Below are 20895 nucleotides of genomic sequence, written 5' to 3' on the forward strand. Positions count from 1 at the left end.
CCCCCGCCCCCACTGCTGTGTCCGCCACCTCCACCACTTCTTCCTCCGCTACCGCCTCCGGTTCTTGCACTCGGTCCGCCCGAGCTTCCCGAAGAGGTTCTTACTCTGCAATTGTCCTTGCAGTTTTCACAAATCTGATAACAAACAAAAGGAATCGCAATCGATTGATTCGCCGTTCCCGTATTGACTGCGACGAGAAGACAAGTGGACAATTGATTGTCGCAATTCTTTTCACAACCGGAAGTGTCGATCGTACAGGATTCGAAAAACAAAACGAGAATTCCCGGTAAAAAATATCGAATTCGTTTCATTATCTTTTACCGGCCCCCGCTTGGAGTAGAATTTCTTGTACTCTTTTAGAATCTTCTAATGTGGCTTCGGACCAGGCCGTATGTCCTTGAGTCGTAGTCGCGTGCAGATCCGCACCGGAACGGATGAGAAGTTTTACGATTTCGGGATAACGATTGAAAGCCGCCATCATCAAAGCGGTATGTCCGTCTCTGGTTCTCGCGTTAACATCCGCTCCTTGTTGTATGAGATATTCCGCGATCAGATATTCTCCTTCGCGTGCGGCGACCATTAGAGGAGTGTAATTTCTAAAAAAAGAATCTCTTTGATTGATACCCTGACCGGATCGAAGAGAATTTTCCAAACCTTGCAGATCACCTTTATAAACGTAGTCGGTCGGACTCGGACCGGGATAAGAAGCGTATCTTTCCTGGGGAAAAATACAGCCCGTAAAGAATAGGCTCGAAACGAAAACCAGGGCGATCGTCGTTTCGATAATTTTATGAAAAAAGTTTTTTCCATATTTTCCGAAAACAAAAAATGAAAGTTTCATGGAATTCTTCCTCAAATGCCCGATCAGTGTATCGATTTTGAAATTCGTCGCAATAGGTGTTCCCTGCAATTGCGGAAATTACTCAGAAACGTTTTTAAGATTAGTGGTTTTTACCTAAGAATTCTCGGAGGTCCTTATACGACTTGACTCGGAAAGGGAAGAATTTCTAATTTTCATTGGATTCTTCCGAGAAGGTAAAAATGAGACTCTGGTTTCCCCAAGAAAAACGATTCTACTTTTTTTCGATTTATGTTTTTCTAATTTTTCTCTGGATTCTAGAAGAGATCCTAACGTTCGCGTTCGACATCAACTGGATCGAAAGATCCCAAGCCTACTTCACAACGATCGAAGCCGCGTTCGGTTTTTTATCCATCGTTGGAATTTACTTTTTATTCCAGGAAATCAGACATACACAAGCGGACATAGAATCCGCAAAGGTCGCGATCGAAGGACTCAAAAATAAAAATCAACTTTTGGTTCATACCGATCAATCCTTCTGGGAATCTCTTCAAAGACAATTGGAAGAATGGGATCTTTCCGATAAGGAAAAAGAAATCGCCCTACTACTTCTTCGAGGGATGTCCAATCACCAAATCGCCGCTATTCGGGGAAAAAGTTTAAAGACCATCGAAAACCAAACTTTTTCGATCTATCAAAAATCAGGAACAACCGGAAAACTCGAATTCATCGCGTATTTTATATCTCCTCTTTTACCGGAAGAAGAGTGATTCGGTTCGATTTACGACTGAACCTCTCGCAAAACCGTCTAACGCGGATCAAAAATTCATATTATGGATTTTGAAACTTATTTTTTATCCTCCGATTTCCTGGAGAATGGAAATCCAAAACAAAAACGTCTTCACCGCGATCTTTCCGAACATAAAATTTTGGAGAGAATTTCAAAATTCGATCCTGTTCTTGCGGGAACGATTCCTTTGGACATCGATCATCCTGCAAGCGACGCGGATATTCTTTGTTGTTTTAAAACACCCGAAGAATTCTCCTCCGTTTTAGAATCCGCCTTTTCCGATTTTTTAAATTTCGAACTGAAAGAAGGTCAACATCAAGGGATTCCGTCCGTTTTAGCGCGTTTTCAAACAAAAGAATTTTCTTATGAAGTTTTCGGACAGAATCTTCCGATCGTCGAGCAGATGGGATTCGTCCATCTTCAAGTCGAACATAAGATTCTTTGCATCGCTGGAGAAAATTTTAAGAATAGAATTCGCGTTTTGAAAAACGAAGGATGGAAAACTGAACCTGCGTTCGCGCATCTCCTTGGAATTCAAGAAAGCCCCTATCACGCATTATACGATATGCGTCTTTTTTCCGATCAAGACTTGAGAAATTTCGTTTTTTCGTCCGAGTTCTTTTCAAATTCGGATAAATAATCGGCAGTTAAGAAGCGTTCTACGGGGCGGATTTTCGTATTAACGGGAAAGCCGAATCCAGCTTGACAATCGAATTTTTTAAACGATCTTGTTTTTCCAATCGATAAATAATTTCTAAAGGTTGCAAGAATTATGCAAAGATCCTTAAAATCCGTTTTCTTTTTCGTTGCATTGCTGACGTTCTGTTTTTCGGTCGGAGCTCAAAAGAATAATACAATCAATTTTGACGCGGAACTTTACGCGCAAATCGTTCGGCAAAGCGCTTATCAATACGGGGCGATTCTCAAATCGAGAAAAGTTCTGAAAGATCATAACAGTTGGAAAAAACCGATCGATACGGCTTTTCGAAAACTCGCCGATTCCTCCGGCAATCCTTCCTTTCCGATCGTTTACAATTTGATTCAGGACAATTCGTTTAACGCGTTCGCGATGGCGGGCGGTCAGTTTTGTATCAACTCAGGAACCTTGGACATCTTGGATCAAGTGATCACGAATTCGGAAGCTGATGCAAAAGATAGAATGAACTTCTATAGAGAAAGATATATCGCGGGAGTTTTATCCCACGAGCTTTCTCATTACTACAACAAACATACGTTTAACTCGGTAAAAAAATTCTATCAATTGAAGGACAATCCTACCGGAGAAGCGGTATTAGATAATCTTAAATTCTCTCAGGAACAGGAAGTGGATGCGGATCAAACCGGATTTCAACTTCTCAACAAAGCGGGTTACGGCGGAGAATATATGATCCGCACTCTGGAGTTGATGAGCGACATCGACAATCAGTACAAAGAATATATCGTAAGCAAAAAATTGGATAAGGTCAGCCCGGAATCCATGACTTCTTTGTATTTTACGAGTCATCCTTCTCCGAACGATCGTCTTTCCAGATTCAGCGGAGACAAACAGGAACTTTATTCTTTGCTTGCGACCTTGGAAAAAACCTACGATGACGTTCAGTTTGGTAAGAATTTGGATCAAGCGAAATCGAATCTTGAACGAGCTCTTTCCAAATTTCCCGGAAACACTCATTTAGAAAAATCTTATGCGGTTTGTCTTCATAAGATTTGGATGGCTACCGCGAGCAACGACGATCTTAAAATCAAACCGGTGATCGACATGCCTTCTTTCCGGGATTCGATGGTGTTTCCGGGCGGACTTCGCAAAAGAGCCGTTATGCGGGCGATTCCGGGAAATCAAGCCGCGTATTCAAAAGCAAAAGAAGCGTATCAAAAAGTAATCGTTAAGACCGAAGATCCTTATTTCATTTCGAACTACGCGGTTCTTCTTTCTTACTCCACCGAAGAAAACGATATGAACGTCGCGAAATCCTTGGCGGGAAATACGGTAAGAGCTGAAAATTCGATTCCACTCGCAAACAACTTCGGAGTGGTTTTGTATTGGACGGACGATCAGGAGAAGGCACTCGAAGTCTTTAAATCCGTCGCTACGATGGTCGATAAACGAGTTCAATCCTTCGGTGAAAAAGCGAAATCGAACGCGGACATCCAAGCGTATCTTCAGGGAATCGGCAATTCGATTCGTCAGAAAACGCAATTGGATCCGGACTACGTTTACGAAAACTTCACACCGATTTTAAATTACGTTCTTCTCGAATCTTATAAGGAAAAAACTCCGAAAACAAAACAGCTCGCGACGTATTATCTGGAGAATTACGATTCAACCTCCGGTTGGGCGAAATATCTTGCGGATTTACACGGAGTTACTTTACCCGATCCTTCTCAAAATACGAAACAAAACTTCTTTAAAGTGGGAGGGGTTGGTCCGGGTGATAAACTCGAAGACTTACTCAAACTTTGGGGAAAACCGGATAAGATCCAAGTCGATAAATCTTCCGGAAGCGAGTTTTACATTTATACGAAGAAGGAAACTTCATTCTTACTCAGCATCGGTTCCGTTCTTCAAGTCAACGCTTACGGAAACAACAGTCCGGGCATAGACAAAGGAGTTCCTATCGGAGCGGATCGCGGTTCCGCTGAAAAAGTTTTCGGTAAACAGTTTCAGAAGAACGGTCCTTATTTAGGATATTCTTTAAACGGAAATGCATTCGTTAAATACAGAAAGAATAAAGTGGATCAGATCATTCTTCAGTGATCGATACGATTCTTTCTTAGTCGCGCCGCCGAAATTCTTCGGCGGTTTGTTCCTCTTTTCGACTTCTCAAAATGATTCTTCCCTGATAGATAAATTCTTTTAGAAAGCTTTAGAATGTTACTATGGCCATTTTCCAGTCGTTCTGATCGGTTCGTTCTACGTTTTTAACCATTTTAAGCAGAACATTCGTTCTGTTTTAGAACAATTCTATCCCCGTTTCGCGTGAAAAAAACCTTTCCTCCTCACCTAGCTGTTTTAAACAGGTTCTATTCCATTGAAAATCCAAGAATTGGTATAGTTTCATGAGAGAGATAAAAACAGTTACAGTATTAGGCGCGAACGGTACTATGGGCGCCGGTTCAGCGGCAATCGTTGCCTCGTTCGGAAAAGCAAAAGTCCACATGCTTGCACGGGACATAAGCAAAGCGAAAGAAGGTATCGAGAAAGCGATCGGTTCAGTTAAGACCGATACGATTCGTCCAAGACTGATTCCGGGTTCGTATGACGCGGATTTGGAAAAAGCGGTAGCGGAATCCGATTGGGTTTTCGAACTCGTTGCGGAAAGCTACGAAGTAAAAGAACCGATCAACAAAAGAATCGCAAGTTCAAGAAGACCTGGAACCATCGTTTCAACGGTTTCTTCCGGTCTTTCCATCGAAAGACTTTCGAAAGCATTCGATGAGGACGGACAAAAGCATTATTTCGGAACTCACTTCTTTAACCCTCCTTACAAAATGATTCTTTGCGAACTCGTTTCACACAAAGGATCGGATAAGAAAGTTCTTAAACAACTCGGCACATATCTGGATCAAGTTTTAGGCCGCGCGGTCGTTTATACAAACGATACTCCCGCGTTTGCCGGAAACAGAATCGGATTTCAGCTCATCAACGAAGTCGCTCAGATTGCTGAAAAGTATTCTGATAAAGGCGGGATCGCTCTTATGGATGCGATCATGAGCGGTTATACGGGAAGAGCAATGGCTCCTCTGGATACTGCGGATTTCGTAGGTCTCGACGTTCACAAAGCGATCGTGGATAACCTCTACGAGATGACAAAAGACGCGGCTCATTCCACGTTTAAAATGCCGGGTTACTTCCAAAAGCTGATCGATAAAGGCGATCTTGGAAGAAAAGCGGGAGGCGGACTCTACAAGATGTCCAAAACTCCGGACGGTAAGAAAGAAAAATTAGTCTATAATATAGGCGCCGATCTCTACGAGCCGGTTCCAAAATTCGACATCGATTTTATTCGTCAGGCGAACAGAAGAATTTCAGAAGCGGACTACATAGGCGCAATGAACATCGTAAAAGAAGCAAAAGGTTTCGAAGCGGACCTCGCGAGATACTTCATCGCAAGATACGTTAGTTACTCTCTTTCGATCGTGGGCGAAGTCGTAGACACAAAAGAAATGGCGGATCTCGCGATGGGAACAGGATTCAACTGGGCTCCCGCTTCCGCATTCGTCGATTTCTTAGGCGGACCTAAGGATGCGATTCAACTGATCGAAAAAGCAAAACTTCCGGTTCCTGAAGTATTAGCAAAAGCGAAACCAGGGAAGCCGTTTTACGAGCTGAAGGAAAAGCTTGACGCTCGTTCACTTTTCAAAGGATAATTTACGGAGGCAGGATCACCATGAGCGATAAAATTTACGTCCTCGGCGGGGAACAAACCGATTTTCAAAGAAACTGGACCAAAGAAGGAAAGACCTTCATGTCCTTGATGCGCGAAGCCGTTCAAGACGGACTCGCTTCCGTCGGAATTACTCCCGATGAAATCAAAAAACTGAACAAACAAAATAGAATCGGAATTTTCGTAGGAAACTTCGATGCGGAACAGTATGCAACTCAAGGTCACTTGGGCGCATTCTTAACCGAAGTCGATCCTGCGTTCTACGGAATTCCTGGCGGTCGTTTTGAAGCCGCTTGTGCTTCCGGTTCGATCGCGCTCGACGCGGCGGCTACAAAAATCCGTGCGAAAGACTACGACGTTGCCATCGTTCTCGGAATCGAGATCATGAAAACAGTAAGTTCTTCCGTAGGTGGAGACTTTTTAGGAACTGCGGCTTATTACGAAAAAGAAGCGAAGGGAGTTCAATTTCCTTTCCCTAAACTTTTCGGAAAACTCGCGGACGTAATTCTGGAAAGATACAAACTTCCGGAACAAAGATTCATGGGAGCTCTTGCCGAAATTTCCAGAATCAACTACGACAACGCGAAGAGAAATCCGAAAGCGCAAACTCGTTCTTGGTTCATGAACAAAGAACACGCAGACGCGCGCGGCGGAGAATACAATATGGCCGTGGGTGGAAGACTTTGTATCACCGATTGTTCTCAAGTAACCGACGGTGCGGCAATGGTCGTTCTCGCGAATAAATCTTATACAGAAGAATACGCGAAAAAAAGAGGAAAGAAGATCACTTCCATCCCAAGACTGAAAGGTTGGGGACACAGAGTGGCTCCGATCACTTTCGACGCGAAGGTTGCCGAATCTAAAGGAGACAAATACATTCTCCCTTGGACCAGACAAACCGTAAAAGACGCTTACGACAGAGCGGAACTCGGAGTAAAAGACATCGACGTTTTTGAAACTCACGACTGTTTCACTTCTTCCGAGTATGCGGCGATTTCCGCTTTTGGAATCACCCAACCCGGAAAGGAACACGAAGCGATCGAAGACGGCGTGATCGACATCAACGGTAAAAAACCGATTAACCCATCCGGCGGACTTATCGGAGTGGGACACCCGGTTGGTGCTTCCGGCGTGAGAATGATGCTCGACCTCTACAAACAAGTTACCGGAACTGCGGGCAACTACCAAGTAGAAGGCGCTAAGAACGGACTGATGCTGAATATCGGCGGGTCCGCAACGACTAACGTGGTTTTCATCGTAGGAAAATAAGAATGAGTTTAAGGACTGCGAAAGATTGGAATCAATTTCTATTAAGATTGTTTATCGCTTTCGGTTTTTGGGAAGTGATCTCCGTACCGCTTCGCAGTCTGCTCTTTTCCCGTTTTTACTACGACCCTACCTATAAAGGATTTTTTCAATCCGTTGGAATGATCCTTTGGGTGGGGCCGATCGTCGCCGATCTCATTCAGGTTTTCTTTTTAGGAATTCTGATTCGCCTCGCAAAAGATTCTCTTCCGACTGGAATCGTAGGCGGTTTGATCGTTGCGATTTGTTTTTCCCTCGCGGCCTATGTCGGTCCGGCAATTTCCATTCTCAACTTCATCAATGTTCTTCCGAGTATGATCGTTTGGCTTTGGGTTTTCTCTCAGTTTTTACTGACGTTGATTTCTTCCTTGATCTTGGCTTATACGACCGACGAAGAAATTTAATTTGAAACCGGGCGACCGTTTTTAAATTCTCCCTCGAAAACGGTTCCATCGGAATATTTTAATTTTCCGTATCCATTCGCTAAATCGTTCGAGTAGATTCCTTCAAAACTTTCTCCGTTTATACAAGTATAACCGCCCTTTCCCACTTTTCGGTTTTCTCGAAAGTTTCCCCGAAAGATACATTCCACATCGTCGGAATCCGGGATAAACCTCGCCCAGGTTTTGCATCCATTCTCGTTGCAATCCCCGTCTTCAACCCAGGTACCATATACGACGTTTCCGGTTTCAGGATCGGTCCATTGACCCTTACCTTTTATGGAAGAATTTTTATAAACTCCCGAAAACGTTCCGTGGTTTTTGAATTTAACTTCCGCATATCCTTCTAGTTTTTCGTTTTTAAAAATTCCTTTGAATTCGTTTCCGAATGAATCGATGAAAATACCTTTTCCATTCCGACAATTTCCGGATAAGCAACCCCTTACTGATTGGGCTTGGGAAAGAATGGAGAAAACAATAAAACAAATTAGAATGAATATTTTAATTTTAAACATTGGAACCGTAAAATGTAGGAACTCATACATTAGGCGTTCATTCGTCTTTCTTTTCCATCCCATTTTTTCACTGGATTCATTTGTCGGAAGAATTATACTTTGACCGAAATTTACTTGCGTAAATCGGGAAAGCGACTTCGGCAAGAACCGCACAACGAAAAATTCAAAGGGAGAATACGGATGAATCGGATTCTAAAAAACTTCGCCCTTAGCGTCGGCATCGGAGCCGCGTTACTCTACGTCTTATACTTCGCCTTTTCCAGACCCAAAGAAATATTAGAATTTTATGATCCTTACCACGAGGATCGTCCTGTGGCCGAAGGTTCCAAAATCATGGTTGCAACGGGACATCCGTTCGCCACAAAAGTCGCGATCGATATTTTAGAACGTGGGGGAAACGCCGCCGACGCGGGAATCGCCGCCTTACTCGTGTTAAACGTCACACAAGGGGAAGAAGCTTCGTTTCCGGGAGTCGCACCTTTGCTTTATCACGATGCAAAGACCCAGAAAGTGGAAAGTTATATCGGCGCGGGAAAGGCTCCGAGCAAAGCCACGATCGACTACTTTCGATCCCGAGGTCATAAGTATATTCCGACTTTGAAATATTCTTCCCAACTCGTTCCGGCATCGCCTGACGTCATCGTCGCACTATTGAAAAAATACGGAACGATGAGTTTCGAGGAAGTCAGCGCACCCGCGATTCGAATCGCAGAGGAAGGTTTTCCGGTCCATCGGATATTAATGCGAAATCTGAACATGAACGTCTTCAAAAGAATGGGGTTCACGTTTCTTCTTCCGTATAACTCCGAGGTCTATTTGGAAAATCGTTGGTGGAAACCGTTGTATCACAAGGAAATTTTCAAACGTCCATTCTTAGGTCAAACTCTTCGAGAACTTGCAAACGCCGAATCACAAGCGAAACGTTCCGGCGCGGATCGAAACAAATCCTTAGACGCTTTGAGAAAATTTTTTTATGAAGGACCGATCGCACAAAAAATTCTAAAAGCGCACGAAGAACACGACGGGACATTCACACAAAAAGATTTGTCCGCTTACGAAGGCGAATGGGAAAAACCTCTTCAAGGAGAATACGGGGATTATACGATCTTCGCGAATCAAACTTGGAATCAAGGTGCGGTCGTTCCGATCGTACTTCAGATTTTGGATGGAATCGATCTAAAGTCTTTAGGACACAATTCTCCTCAGTATGTTCATACGGTGATTCAAGCGATAGAACTTACGATGGCGGATCGCGAAAAATTCTTCGGAGATCCTTCTTTTGTATCCGTTCCGATCGAAGGACTTTTAAGCAAGTCCTATGCCGCGGAACGAAGAAAACTCTTACAACCGCGCGCGTTCGGAAAAACTCCGGCTCACGGAAATCCGAACGGAACGAGTTCCACAGCGGCGATCCGTCACAAAATAGAAACGAGAAATACAAAGACGTCTTTGATAAACTCGAAACCAAACAAGAACGCGCTCGCGATAAGCGACAATCGAGAACCTTCTTTCTGGGAAAAAAACGGCAAAGTAGGAAGAGATACGACTTATCTCAGCATCATCGATCCGCAAGGAAATTCTCTATCACTCACGCCGAGCGATTTTCCTCAATCCCCTATGATCGAAGGAGACATCACACTCGGGATTCGTATGACTCAATTCAGACTCGATCCGGATCATCCTTCCGCTCTTGTTCCGGGAAAACGTCCTACCATTACGCCTAACGCGTCCATGGTCTATAAAAACGGAAAATTTCTGATGAGCCTCGGAACGCCGGGCGGAGACATGCAGACCCAGGCGACTATACAAGTTTTTTTGAATATGATCGTGTTCGGTATGAACCCGCAGGAAGCGGTCAACGCGCCTCGATTCCGTTCGTTGAACTGGTCGGATTCTTTTTCTCCGCACGCTTATTATCCAGGGAGAATCGAACTGGAAAAGGATATCTATGATCGAAGCGGCAAGGCGTTGAAAGAATTAGGTTACGACGTAATCGGTCGAGATGTTTGGGAATACGACTTCGGAGCGCCCTGTATTTCTTTCAAAGATCCTAAAAACGGAAAACTCTACGGTGGAGCCGATCCACGGAAAGAATCCTGGGCGGAAGGACGTTGAGCGCATCTTAGGAGGAACGGGCTTTGTAGGAGATTTTTGTAAAAGTAGTAGTTCCTACATTCTTTGTTTTACAAAAAAATCATGAAGTAGTTCCCACAAAACGGATTTACAAAAAGATTTTGACCGCCCTTTCAGCCTTCTTTGCTTTGTCTTTGGAAAATCTTAAGATCCTCTTCCAACACCGCGCGAACCTTGGGAGGAATCGGAACGCTCGCCTTCGTTTTATGATCAAACGTGACTTGAACCGTTCTCGCGACCGCAAAAACTTCCTTCGTATTGGATTCTAAAATCTTGGATTGAAAATCCCAAGAGCTGTTGCCGATCCGAGTTACGCTCGTTTGCACTTCGACGACGTGATGAATCTCGATGGATTTTTTAAGATCGATTTCGATTCTCGCGAGAATAAACGGAACTTCGAAAACTTCCTTCACGTTAAAACGACGTTTGCAATAATCCACTCTTCCGATTTCGAGATAAGAAACGAAAACGGAATTGCTCACGTGAGCGAACGGGTCCATATCCATCCATCGGGTCTGAATCGGAGTGGAAATCATATTAGAATTGTTTTAAGAATCTCAAATTGCCGGATTGGAAATAACGAATATCGTGAATTCCGTATCTCATCATAACAAGACGATCCAAACCGAGACCGAACGCGAAGCCGGTCCATTCTTTCGGATCGAGTCCAGCGTGGGAAAGAACGTTCGGATGGATCAAACCGCAAGGAAGAAGCTCCAACCATCCGGAATGTTTACAAACTGGACAACCCTTTCCTTCACAGACAAGACAGTTGATATCCAATTCGAAACCCGGCTCGACGAAAGGAAAATATCCGGGACGAAGTCTGGTTTTGATTTCCTTTTCGAAAATTCTGGATAACAACACTTGCATTGTGTCGATCAGGTTTGCCGCGGAAATATTCTTACCGACGACCATCCCTTCGATCTGATAAAACGTATGTTCGTGGGAAGCGTCGACTTCCTCGTAACGAAAAACTCTTCCGGGTGCGATGATGCGAAACGGAGGTTTCAATTTTCTTAATGTTCTTACTTGGATCGCGGATGTATGAGTTCTTAAAAGATTTCCGTTTTCAAGATAAAACGTATCCTGCATTTCTCTCGCGGGATGATCTTCCGTAAAGTTCAAGGCGCCGAAGTTGTTCGTATCTGTTTCGATTTCCGGCCCGTCCATAACGCTGAAGCCCATGGACGCGAAGATATCCTCGATCTCGTATTGGATCTGAGTGATCGGATGTAAACTTCCGTTGGAAACTCCGGGAAGAGGTCTGAGCGCATCGAAAAATTCGGAAGCCGCCTGAGTTTCAAAAAGTTTTTTCTTCAGAGAGGTTTTGGTTTCGGCTACGAAAGTCTCGAGCTTTTTGGAAAGTTCGTTGGCCTTTTGACCAACGGTCTTTTTTTCCTCGATAGAAAGAGAAGCGACGTTCTTAAGAACCGCCGTCAGCTTTCCTTTTTTACCGATAAAATCGTTCTTATTCTTATCTAAATCCTCTTCGGAAACGGATGCTCCGATTTTTTGGATCGCTTCTTGATAAATGGAATCGAGTTCCTGAGATAAGTTCATACGTGTTTCCGAGCCAATTCGACCAACCCCGGATAAATACCGCCGAAGGAACCGTTGGACATGGCTAAGATCAGAATTTTCTGTCCCGTAAATTGGGGAATCATTTTCTCAAGTTTTGCAAGCAACTCCGCCGGATCCTTTGCATAGACCGGAATCGTTTTGGAATTCTTAAGAAGTTTCTGAACGAGTTTTTTGACGTCCAGGCGAACGTCTTTGGAGACTTTTTTCAGGTTATGAATTTCGGTCAGAATGGTCAGATCGGAACCGAGAAAAGAATACGAATATTCCTTTTGAAAAACGTTACGATGCGAGGTCGCGCTTCTCGGTTCGAAAAGGGAAATGATCTTATAACCGTGAAATCTTTTTTTGACCGCGTGAATCGTCTCGTGAACCGCAACCGGATGATGAGCAAAGTCCTCCATCACAAGAGCGGTCTGAGATTGGAAAAGAATATCCTGTCTTCTTTTAACGCCCGGAAACGAATCGATCGCCTTTGCGATCCCCTGTTTATAACCACTCGGATTTTTTTCCTTTAAAATCTCGGAACAAACACGAATCGCAACCTCGATGTTTCTGTAGTTATGATCTCCGAAAAGAGACGGATTCAGTTTTTGATCGTCCCATACGAGCTCGTGTTTTTTCCAAGTAAGGGAAGAATCCTTACGGTTCCATTCAAAACCTTCGGTTTTGGTGAACTTAACGTGTTGCACGAGTTTTTTCAAAGAACCCGAACCGTTCCAGAAAAAGATCTTACCGTTCCCGGGAACCAAATTGATCAAACGTTTGAACATGGTTTCGATCGCGGCGATGTCCGGAAAAATATCGGCGTGGTCGAAGTCCAAAGCGTTTAACACCGCGTAGGTGGGTCTATAATGTAAAAACTTGGAGGACTTATCGAAAAACGCGGTGTCGTATTCGTCGCCTTCGATGACGAAATAAGAACCGTTCCCGAGTTCGAATCCGGGAAAACCGTCCTTGCGAATTCCACCGACAAACAAACCGGGTTCAACTCCGTTTTCTTTGAGTATATGATGAATTAAGAATGTAGTCGTGGTCTTTCCGTGAGTTCCCGCGACTACGATCACCTTTTTTCCCTTGAGAAAAAATTCGCTGATCGCGGCGGGCATGGAAAGATAATCCATCCCGGAGTTGAGCATCTCTTCGACTTCGGGATTTCCTCGGGAGATCGCGTTTCCTACGATGATCAGATCCTGGCCTTTGATGTTCTCGGCTTTAAAACCTTCAAAATATGGAATATTCCATTCTTTTAATTTATCGGACATCGGAGGATAAACTCCGGCGTCGGAACCGGAAACCTCGTGTCCGCTTTTCTGAAGCATATGGGCGAGATTACCCATAGCTATGCCGCCGATTCCGATCAAAAAAATCTTCAATTGAGAATGGTCCTAAATATATTATAGATCACTGTTAAAAATAAAACTCCGGTCAAAAGATACGCGGAACCGGACAGAAAGAACATTAGAACTTCCTTCTCATTCCATCCGAGAATTTTTTTCAAACTCCGAACGGAAAGAGCGCAGGAAAGAAAAAACGAAATCGCGATAAAAACCGCCTGCAAAGGAGAAGGTAAAATCCAAAATACGGAAGACGCGCTGAACGGAATAAACGAAACCAAAAGGATATTCGCTGGCGGAAGAGTTTCCCCTTTGGTTCGATCGGCCTTTTTCATAAAAATCCGAAAGACGTCGAACTGTGCGACCAAAAACAACACAGCCGGATAAATCACGAAGGAAAACACGACTCCGGAGAACAAACTCCATTCTCCCTCGTCGTAACGAACAAAAGAAAGAATAGAAAAGATAAAATTGGAAACGATCTTCGCGGCCGGCGCGAGAAGCCAAAGTAGAAAATGGGTTCTTATAATTTCCGAGTAACCGAACCCGTCCGTCTTTTGATAAAGATCAAAAGCGGTTTCGGGCGATTGAAAAACTTTTTGCAGAAGTCCGGTTCTTGTTCCGGAGAAATCTTGTTCTTTATCTACGATCATTTTTTGGGGAGAACGGAATTCTGATTCTTAGGAATCTGGTTTGGATTTAAAGGTTCCCTTCTTTGTTCCGCTTTGTCCAAATTCCCCGCGATTTCTTTTAACCGCAAGAAACTATCTTCACGGATATAAAAAGGGGGTTCGGAAAATTTTCCGTTTACGATGCGAACCGCAGGTCTGTATTCCACGGAATTGATATTGGTCTTCGGATAATAACGCAACGTGATCCAATCTCCGTTTGAGATTTTGATTTTTAAAGAAGCGTCCGCCGGAACCGCAATCAAATTTTTTGCGACCGCATAACCCGCACCGTTCGGATCATCGGGATATAATTCGGCGAGTTGCCCCACGACTTGGTTGTTCCAAGAATCTCCAAGATGTTGTTCCAAAACGATGAGCTTTCCGGAAAGTCTTCTCCAGAAATTTTTACGAACGGTATTCTCTTTATACGGATGATTGTCTAGACGAAGCGTTCTTCCCTCTTCTTCCCAGATCGTTTCCGCCGCGAATTCGTCCTTAAGATTGACGAGTTGTTTTTGTCTGAATTCTCCGATGCCTCTCGTAAAACGTTCCGCAGTATTTCCCTGCATCACAAGAATATCTTGATCCACGCTTACGATTCTCGTAGAATCCGAAGGTTTCTTTTTTCCGATGCGGATTTCTTTCAGTAGTTTCCCCGAGTTTTTTAAAAGGATTCGGGGAGAATTTTCGTTTAACTGGAGTGAGGTGGAAATCTTTCCGTCCACGATCGGTTCCACACCTTTCGATTTGAGAACGGAAAGTTCGCGAAAGATATTGTCCACATTGTAACCGCCTTCAAAGATCACTGCTTCTCCGGTTTCCAAATCCTTCGATTCGACGGTAAGGAAATTTCCGCTTTCGCTGATTCCTTTTTGTTTCTTGAGAAAGATCGGCGAGCGATAAAACGCGGAAGTGTCGTCCCCGTTCCAGGCTTCTTTCGGCGGCTGATATTCGATTTCGTCTATATCGATTTCCCAAACGGAAATTTCGGTTTGATCCTCTTTCCTTTCATCCAAAAAGAAAAAGATGCCTACAAGAGCGACTAACGCAATCGCTAAAAGAAGAATTCGTTTCAAGATTCTTCTCCTTCCCTTCTTCGTTTTTGGATCAGAACCGCCGAGGAAATCAAGGCGATCAAACCGGGAAAAATAAACATTCCCAAAATCCAAACGGATCTTTTTTGAACGTCGGTCAACGATACCGTGTTGACTTCTTCCTTTTTAGGCTGAATCGAAGACAAGGAAAGATCCTGATACATCCAAGTGATCGCCGAAGTCGCGAGTTCGTAATTCGCTCCGTAAGAAATAAACTGATCGGTGATCCAGGATGTTCCCGAAAAGATCACGACCCTTCCTTCTTCTTTCGAGTTTACGCTTGGGCTTTGCGAATTTGCATCCACGTTTTGAGAATCGCCGTTCTCCGTTTTTGTTCCCGGAACCGATAAAGGATTGGAATCGTTTTGTGCGTTTGAATCTGAAGTTCCGAGGTTGATCGGAGATTCTTTTTTGTTTTCGGAAGACGTGTTTTGGGCGTTTTGAAACTTCGGAACCGTTTTCAAAATCATTCCTAAGATTACGTTTCTCTTTTCCTCGCCCGCGTCCTGTTTTCCATTATTATTCTTATCTAATATAGAATCTCCGCCGGATTCCATCAAAGTAAAAGCTTCTAAATTTTTTCCGCCCGGTCCGAGCGCGGACAACGGAACGAAAAATCCCGCGAACGGAAACATGGAACCCATATCTTTGCGAGTCAGAGTTTCTTCGATCGGATGTTTTCTAAAAGACTTTGCGAGAACCATTCCCGCTTGTCCTTGAATTTGTGAAAGAGGTCCTTTTGAAAATTCATAACCGGATTTTTCCAAAAGCCATTGAAAGTTTTCGGTTCCCTTCGGATCGACCGTAATGAAAACTTTTCCCTTTTTCTTTTCGATAAAATCGAGGATCGCGTTCTGCGCTTCTTTGGAAAACGCGACCGTCGGTCCGGTGATCATCAATACGTCCGTGTCTTCGGGAATTCTTCCCGGCCAACCTTCCGCGATTCCGAGCCCTTTCACTTTGAAGTTTAAAAAGCTCAACGAGTTGGAAAGAATTCCCACTTTTTCGTTCGGAAGATTCTGGAAGATCGGCGAAAATCTTTCTCCGTTGGATTGCGTGAAGTAAACGTTCTTTTCTTCGGTTGTGATATTTACAACCGCTTGAATGAGCTTACGTTCCAAATCTTCCAAGTCTGTTTTTTCGCGGATTGCAAGTCTTTGTTCCGCGTATTGTTTTCCGTCTTCGGCCAAAGGTTTTTTGGTTCTAAGAAGAATGATCCCATTCGATACCTGACCAAGCTCCGCGAGATCGTCCAGTTCCACGTCCGCGTTGATAAAACGAACCTTAAACTGAGGACTCAAGGATTTGAGTTGATCCAAGTAAATTTCAAGATCGGGACGGATTCTCCGTAAGGAAAAAGAATTCGCCTTATCACTCGAGGAAGAATTCTCCAGAGGTCTTGGATAAAAAGCGATCACTTCCACTTCTTTGTTCACACTTTTGAGAATTTTGGTTCCGGAAGCGCTGAACGAATACTGCCCTTTCGAACTCAGATCGAAGTTGTGATTTCGCATTACGGAAACGTAATTTACAATCACGAGCGCCACGAATACGATCGCGAGATTCAGAATAAAATAACGTACGAGCGCCTGTTTGGACGTTTTCAAAACACTCTGCGCTCCGGCCGAATCCTTTCCTAACTCCTTCAAAAGAGTAAGAATCAAAAATCCGAACACGGATAAAACGAGAAACACCAAAAGGATTTCGCGGATTCTTTCGTTGCCGGATCCGGTCGAACCGGACTTAAGCGCGAGTTCTTCCAGGAATACGCGAAGATGATAGATCCCGAACGAAACAAGACCCAATCCAGCGGCTATATAAGAATTCCATTCTTCTTTAATATTCTTTTTTTGAAACCAACGGTACGCTGGTTCGAGAATCAAAACCGTTAATACGAAACCCATCCAGAGCCAGCGATTTGCGGGCAATTGAATGCTGTCTCGAACCGGAAAATATAAAAACAGGGAAGCGAGCGAAACCCAGGGAAAAATTCTCAACAAAACGGATTCTTTCATCCTCTCCATCTCCTAGATTCCAAAACTTTCACGGTGAGATAAAGAAAGAATATCGATCCACTCACAAAGAAAACGATTCCGTTCAAAGGCAGAACTCCTTTACAAAACGCGATGAAGTGCGAAAAGATATGAAGGTGATAGAGAATCTTTCTCGTAACCGAATCGAACAGATACGAAAAATATCCCGAAACCCAAAGGGTTAAAACGATCACGATCGAAATCAAAAGAGAAGTCATCTGATTCTTACCGAGACTACTTCCGAAAAGTCCGATCGCGAAGGAAAAAATTCCCAGTAAAAAAACTCCGATCGTTCCCGAAACGACGATGTAAAGCGGGGCCTTCCAAAAAGAATATAAGAAGATCGGAAACAATCCGTTTACGAAAACAGAAATCAACAAACAGATCAGCGTTCCAAACGCGAACTTACCCGCGACGATTTCCAAATCCGTAATCGGAGCCGTAAACAAGAACTCCAGAGTTCCGCGGTTTCTTTCTTCCGTGATACTTCCCATCGCAAGGATCAACATCGCGATGATGATCGTGGACATGAAGGAAAGAAACGTGATCACGGTCGTATCCACATAGTTCGTGCCCGAGTTAAAATTCAGAATCAACACGAAGAGAGAATTCAAGAAGGCGGTTCCGCCGAAAACCAAAGGGGCCATAAAGGTTCCGAAGAACACTTTGACTTCTTTGAAAAAAATCCATTTAATATTTTGAAACATAGTTTCTAAACCTGATTCATAAAGATCTGTTCTAAGGTTACTTCCTGTTTGCGAATGTATTCCAAACGCGGAGAAGAAGAAGCGGATGCGAAAAGTTTTTCCTTAAATTCCCTTTCTGTCGAAGTGGAAACAAGAAAGGTATTTCCTCTCGAATCTTCTCCGATGCGTTGGATCTTGTTCGCATCAACTCCCGGAAAAGAGGAAAGATATTTTTTACCCGACTCGGCATCGGCTCCCGAAAGAGTGACTTCCAAACCGGAAAGTTTTTCCATTTCCTCTTCGAGTTGTTTTCTATCTCTTTGATACACCATTCTTCCCTTATGTAAGAATAGGAAGCGGTTGCAGGTTTTATAAACTTCGGGAAGAATATGACTCGATAAAAGAATCGTATGTCCTTCTCTCAAAGAATGGATGAGATTTCTGATCTCTACGATTTGTTTCGGATCGAGTCCCGAAACCGGTTCGTCGAGAATGATGATTCTCGGATTTCCAAGAAGAGCCTGCGCGATCCCTACTCGTTTGCGAAATCCCAAGGAAAGAGTTTCGATATTGCTCTTGCGAACGTCGGAAAGAAACGTTCTTTCGCAAACTCTCGAAATTTCCGAGTCGATCGATTCGGCGGAAACTTGTTTGATTCTTGCGGCGAACTTGAGATAGTCCTCCACCGAAAGTTCGGGATATAATGGAGGAGTTTCGGGAAGATAACCGATCTTCTTTTTTACTTCGATCGCATTTTCGAAAGTGTTGATTCCGTCGATCTCGCAGATTCCGTCGGACGCGATTAGATATCCCGTAAGAATTCGAATCGTGGTCGTTTTTCCGGCTCCGTTCAAACCGAGAAGCCCCACGATCTCGCCTTCTCCCAACTCAAAATTCAGACGGTCTATAGCGAGTTTCTTGCCATAGAATTTGGATAGATTTTTGACTTTGATCATCTTTGTTAAAACTGTTATCGGGACGTTCGTTGTTTCTAAGTTACTTGGAAGTCCGACACGGTGGATTTTCGAATTCTACTCGAACGTAGGATTCAAGACAAAATGGAAAAAATTTTACGGGATCGGGTCAACCCTTTTCCGAAGAACCGTTAACGTAGGCGTTTCAAGGAAGCAAAAAAAACGCGCCCCGTGGAAGGACGCGTCCAAAAAAGTGCCTCTACCGAAAAATGGATTCGGATAGCGAAGAGCGAAAACTTAATTTTGAGAAGAACCGTAGATCTGTTCGATTTCTTTGGAATATTTTTCGGCGATCAAAAAGCGTTTGAGGGAAAGTTTTGCGGTAAGTTCTTCCCCTTTTTCCCACTGACGATCCAGAAGACTAAAACCTCCGATTCTTTCGAAGGATTTAAACCCGTTCTGATCGCTGATCATCTTTGAAATTTCGGAACGAATCAACGCTTTGACTTCCGGATTCGAACTGATCGTTTTCAAATCGGAACCGTACGCCTTTAGATTTTCCAGATTCGGCACTACGAGAACGCCCGGAAATTTTTTATCCTGACCGACCACCATACAAGCTTCGATCAAAGGAGATTCCTGAAGTTTCGCTTCGATCGGTACCGGTTCCAAGTTTTCTCCGTTGGAAAGTACGATTGTCTCCTTGATTCTTCCCACGATTTTCAAATAAGAATTTGCCGTGAGCACCGCAAGATCTCCGGTCTTAAACCATCCGTCCTGCAAAACCTTTTCGGTCGCTTCGGCGTTTTTGTAATAACCCTTCATCACTTGGGGACCTCTTACGATCAGTTCCCCTTTTTTGCCGAACGGCTTGGCGCTCGGATAAATGTTTTTTCCGGTCGCGACGTCCACGATACGAACCTGAGTTTCGGGAAATATCTTTCCGACCGTTCCCACGATCAATTGTTCGGGGGTTCTCATAGACAGAATCGGACTCGTTTCGGTTAAACCGTAACCTTCGAGAACGGGAATTCCGATCGCGTTAAAAAGTTCGTCCACGTGAAGAGGAAGCGCGCCGCCCCCCGAAACACTCGCCTTTAGATTTCCTCCGGTCGCCATTCTCACTTTTTTTAATACGATCAAGTCCAAAAGTTTCGCGGGCAACACGATCCAGGTAAGAATGATAAACGAAATCAATTTTTTGAATATACTTACGGGCCAAAACTCGGGATGGAGTTTTAACTCCCGGTTTTTCAAAACCGCAAGATGACGATAACGGATTCGATTCGTTTTGAGCGCACCCTGAAAAAGAATTTTAGAAATCCCCTTCATTCCTTGAAGTTTGGTTTGAATTCCCTGGAAAATACTTTCCCAAAGTCTCGGTGCGGAAGCCATAAATGTCGGCTTAACGATCTGCATATCCTCCTTTAAGGAACGGATATTCGTGTAATAAGTCTTACAACCGAACGTAAACGATACGATTTCGAAAATTCTTTCGAAGATATGCCAAACGGGAAGAATGGAAAGAATCCGATCCTCTTTTTGAAGTCCCAAAGGTATATTCCGAATCTGTGATAGAATATTTCCTTGCGTCAGCATCACTCCCTTCGGATTCCCGGTCGTTCCCGACGTATAAATGAGAGTCAACAAATCGTTCGGTTCGATGCGGTCCATTCTGGATAGAACCATTTCCTTCGATAAGGTTCTTCCTTCTTCCAAAACCTTTCTGAAATTAAGAACCTTTCCTTCTTTGAAGATTTCGGGATTTCCGTCCATGAGGATCAGATATTCCAAACCGGTCAGCTTTTCCCGAATCGAATTCAATTTTTTGAATACGTTCGGATTTTCGATAAAAACGATCCTACAGTCCGCGTGGGAAAGAATGTATTCCATATCCTGTATGGTCGCGTCGCTTCCTCTCGGAACGTCCGCGGCTCCTGAAAACAAAACCGCAAGATCGGTTTGAATCCATTCCAAACGATTGTCCGCAATGATCGCCACGTTTTCCTGAGGTTTTAAACCACACTTTTCGATCAAATAGGACGCAAGAGAAAGGGCGTCGTCGTATAACTCTTGATAGGTGGGTCCGTCGAAAACACCTTTTGAATTCTTCGTTAAAAAGGATTTTTCGTTTTGGTTTTTCTGAACGGAATCTCGAAATAACTGAGCTAAATTTTTATAGTTCTTAAAGTTTGCATTGGACATGACCCCA

Annotated in this window: 18 protein-coding genes and 2 pseudogenes; 7 read left to right on the forward strand and 13 right to left on the reverse strand. The window is 43.8% G+C overall.

Features of this window, described 5'->3' with window-relative positions:
- Together CH367_RS15035 and CH367_RS15040 are read right to left on the reverse strand one after the other, a co-directional pair.
- Nucleotides 1-311: hypothetical protein (locus tag CH367_RS15035; protein WP_100763334.1), on the reverse strand; the 311-nt coding region annotated here is incomplete at its 3' end.
- Entirely contained in the window at nucleotides 311-841 is a 531-nt protein-coding gene (locus CH367_RS15040) for an ankyrin repeat domain-containing protein (RefSeq protein ID WP_100763586.1), read from the reverse strand. The genes CH367_RS15035 and CH367_RS15040, both read right to left, overlap by 1 nt.
- 200 nt (nucleotides 842-1041) lie before the next feature.
- Here CH367_RS15040 and CH367_RS15045 point away from each other — a divergent pair, with 200 nt between their 5' ends.
- The 6 genes from CH367_RS15045 to CH367_RS15070 all read left to right on the forward strand — a co-directional run bounded on the left by CH367_RS15045 (nucleotide 1042) and on the right by CH367_RS15070 (nucleotide 7683).
- Nucleotides 1042-1569 carry a helix-turn-helix transcriptional regulator gene (locus tag CH367_RS15045; protein WP_100763587.1) on the forward strand — a complete coding sequence of 176 codons (528 nt, stop codon included), beginning with the start codon at nucleotides 1042-1044 and terminating at the stop codon, nucleotides 1567-1569.
- Between the two features lie 63 nt (nucleotides 1570-1632).
- Complete coding sequence (locus tag CH367_RS15050) at nucleotides 1633-2229, forward strand: DUF4269 domain-containing protein (protein WP_100763335.1); 597 nt, start codon at nucleotides 1633-1635, stop codon at nucleotides 2227-2229.
- Between the two features lie 132 nt (nucleotides 2230-2361).
- Nucleotides 2362-4344, forward strand: coding sequence for a M48 family metallopeptidase (locus CH367_RS15055; protein WP_100763336.1), 1983 nt, complete (start codon nucleotides 2362-2364; stop codon nucleotides 4342-4344).
- Nucleotides 4345-4646: 302 nt separating this feature from the next.
- A complete protein-coding gene (locus CH367_RS15060; protein WP_100763337.1) occupies nucleotides 4647-5957 on the forward strand; it encodes a 3-hydroxyacyl-CoA dehydrogenase family protein in 1311 nt (436 codons plus the stop codon).
- Nucleotides 5958-5977: 20 nt separating this feature from the next.
- A complete protein-coding gene (locus CH367_RS15065) occupies nucleotides 5978-7243 on the forward strand; it encodes an acetyl-CoA acetyltransferase (RefSeq protein ID WP_100763338.1) in 1266 nt (421 codons plus the stop codon).
- 2 nt (nucleotides 7244-7245) lie between these two features.
- Nucleotides 7246-7683, forward strand: coding sequence for a hypothetical protein (locus CH367_RS15070; RefSeq protein WP_100763339.1), 438 nt, complete (start codon nucleotides 7246-7248; stop codon nucleotides 7681-7683).
- On the opposite strand, the gene CH367_RS15075 is transcribed toward CH367_RS15070, so the two are convergent.
- Nucleotides 7680-8234, reverse strand: a complete 555-nt coding sequence (locus CH367_RS15075; protein WP_100763340.1) for an MORN repeat-containing protein — start codon at nucleotides 8232-8234, stop codon at nucleotides 7680-7682. The two genes, CH367_RS15070 and CH367_RS15075, sit on opposite strands and share 4 nt — an antisense overlap.
- Nucleotides 8235-8414: 180 nt before the next feature.
- Between CH367_RS15075 and CH367_RS15080 the strand changes: the two genes are divergently transcribed.
- Nucleotides 8415-10349 carry a gamma-glutamyltransferase family protein gene (locus CH367_RS15080; protein ID WP_100763588.1) on the forward strand — a complete coding sequence of 645 codons (1935 nt, stop codon included), beginning with the start codon at nucleotides 8415-8417 and terminating at the stop codon, nucleotides 10347-10349.
- Between the two features lie 131 nt (nucleotides 10350-10480).
- Here the strand turns inward: CH367_RS15080 and CH367_RS15085 are convergent, their stop codons facing one another.
- The 10 genes and pseudogenes from CH367_RS15085 to CH367_RS15130 form a co-directional block, all read right to left on the reverse strand.
- The gene (locus CH367_RS15085; protein WP_100763341.1) at nucleotides 10481-10903 is read right to left on the reverse strand and encodes an acyl-CoA thioesterase; all 423 of its coding nucleotides are present in this window, start codon (nucleotides 10901-10903) and stop codon (nucleotides 10481-10483) included.
- Nucleotide 10904: 1 nt separating this feature from the next.
- Nucleotides 10905-11930: a phenylalanine--tRNA ligase subunit alpha gene (gene pheS / locus CH367_RS15090; RefSeq protein ID WP_100763342.1), complete on the reverse strand. Its 1026-nt coding sequence runs from the start codon at nucleotides 11928-11930 to the stop codon at nucleotides 10905-10907.
- Complete coding sequence (locus tag CH367_RS15095; protein ID WP_100763343.1) at nucleotides 11927-13324, reverse strand: UDP-N-acetylmuramate--L-alanine ligase; 1398 nt, start codon at nucleotides 13322-13324, stop codon at nucleotides 11927-11929. The genes pheS and CH367_RS15095 overlap by 4 nt, the downstream gene beginning before the upstream one ends.
- Nucleotides 13321-13938, reverse strand: a complete 618-nt coding sequence (locus CH367_RS15100; RefSeq protein ID WP_100763344.1) for a hypothetical protein — start codon at nucleotides 13936-13938, stop codon at nucleotides 13321-13323. Before CH367_RS15100 ends, CH367_RS15095 begins: the two co-directional genes overlap by 4 nt.
- Nucleotides 13935-15032, reverse strand: coding sequence for a hypothetical protein (locus CH367_RS15105; protein WP_100763345.1), 1098 nt, complete (start codon nucleotides 15030-15032; stop codon nucleotides 13935-13937). Before CH367_RS15105 ends, CH367_RS15100 begins: the two co-directional genes overlap by 4 nt.
- Nucleotides 15029-15424, reverse strand: a pseudogene (locus CH367_RS21175) (hypothetical protein); the annotation flags it as partial. The gene CH367_RS15105 and the pseudogene CH367_RS21175, both read right to left, overlap by 4 nt.
- A 72-nt stretch (nucleotides 15425-15496) precedes the next feature.
- Nucleotides 15497-17065, reverse strand: a pseudogene (locus CH367_RS15110) (hypothetical protein); the annotation flags it as partial.
- On the reverse strand, nucleotides 17062-17790 hold the full coding sequence (locus CH367_RS15115) for an ABC transporter permease (RefSeq protein WP_100763347.1): 729 nt from the start codon (nucleotides 17788-17790) through the stop codon (nucleotides 17062-17064). The gene CH367_RS15115 and the pseudogene CH367_RS15110, both read right to left, overlap by 4 nt.
- Before the next feature lie 5 nt (nucleotides 17791-17795).
- A complete protein-coding gene (locus CH367_RS15120; RefSeq protein ID WP_100763348.1) occupies nucleotides 17796-18725 on the reverse strand; it encodes an ABC transporter ATP-binding protein in 930 nt (309 codons plus the stop codon).
- Nucleotides 18726-18980: 255 nt separating this feature from the next.
- The gene (locus tag CH367_RS15130; RefSeq protein WP_100763350.1) at nucleotides 18981-20888 is read right to left on the reverse strand and encodes an AMP-dependent synthetase/ligase; all 1908 of its coding nucleotides are present in this window, start codon (nucleotides 20886-20888) and stop codon (nucleotides 18981-18983) included.
- Nucleotides 20889-20895: the final 7 nt, after the last annotated feature.

Source organism: Leptospira barantonii (genome assembly GCF_002811925.1).
Classification (GTDB): Bacteria; Spirochaetota; Leptospiria; order Leptospirales; family Leptospiraceae; genus Leptospira; species Leptospira barantonii.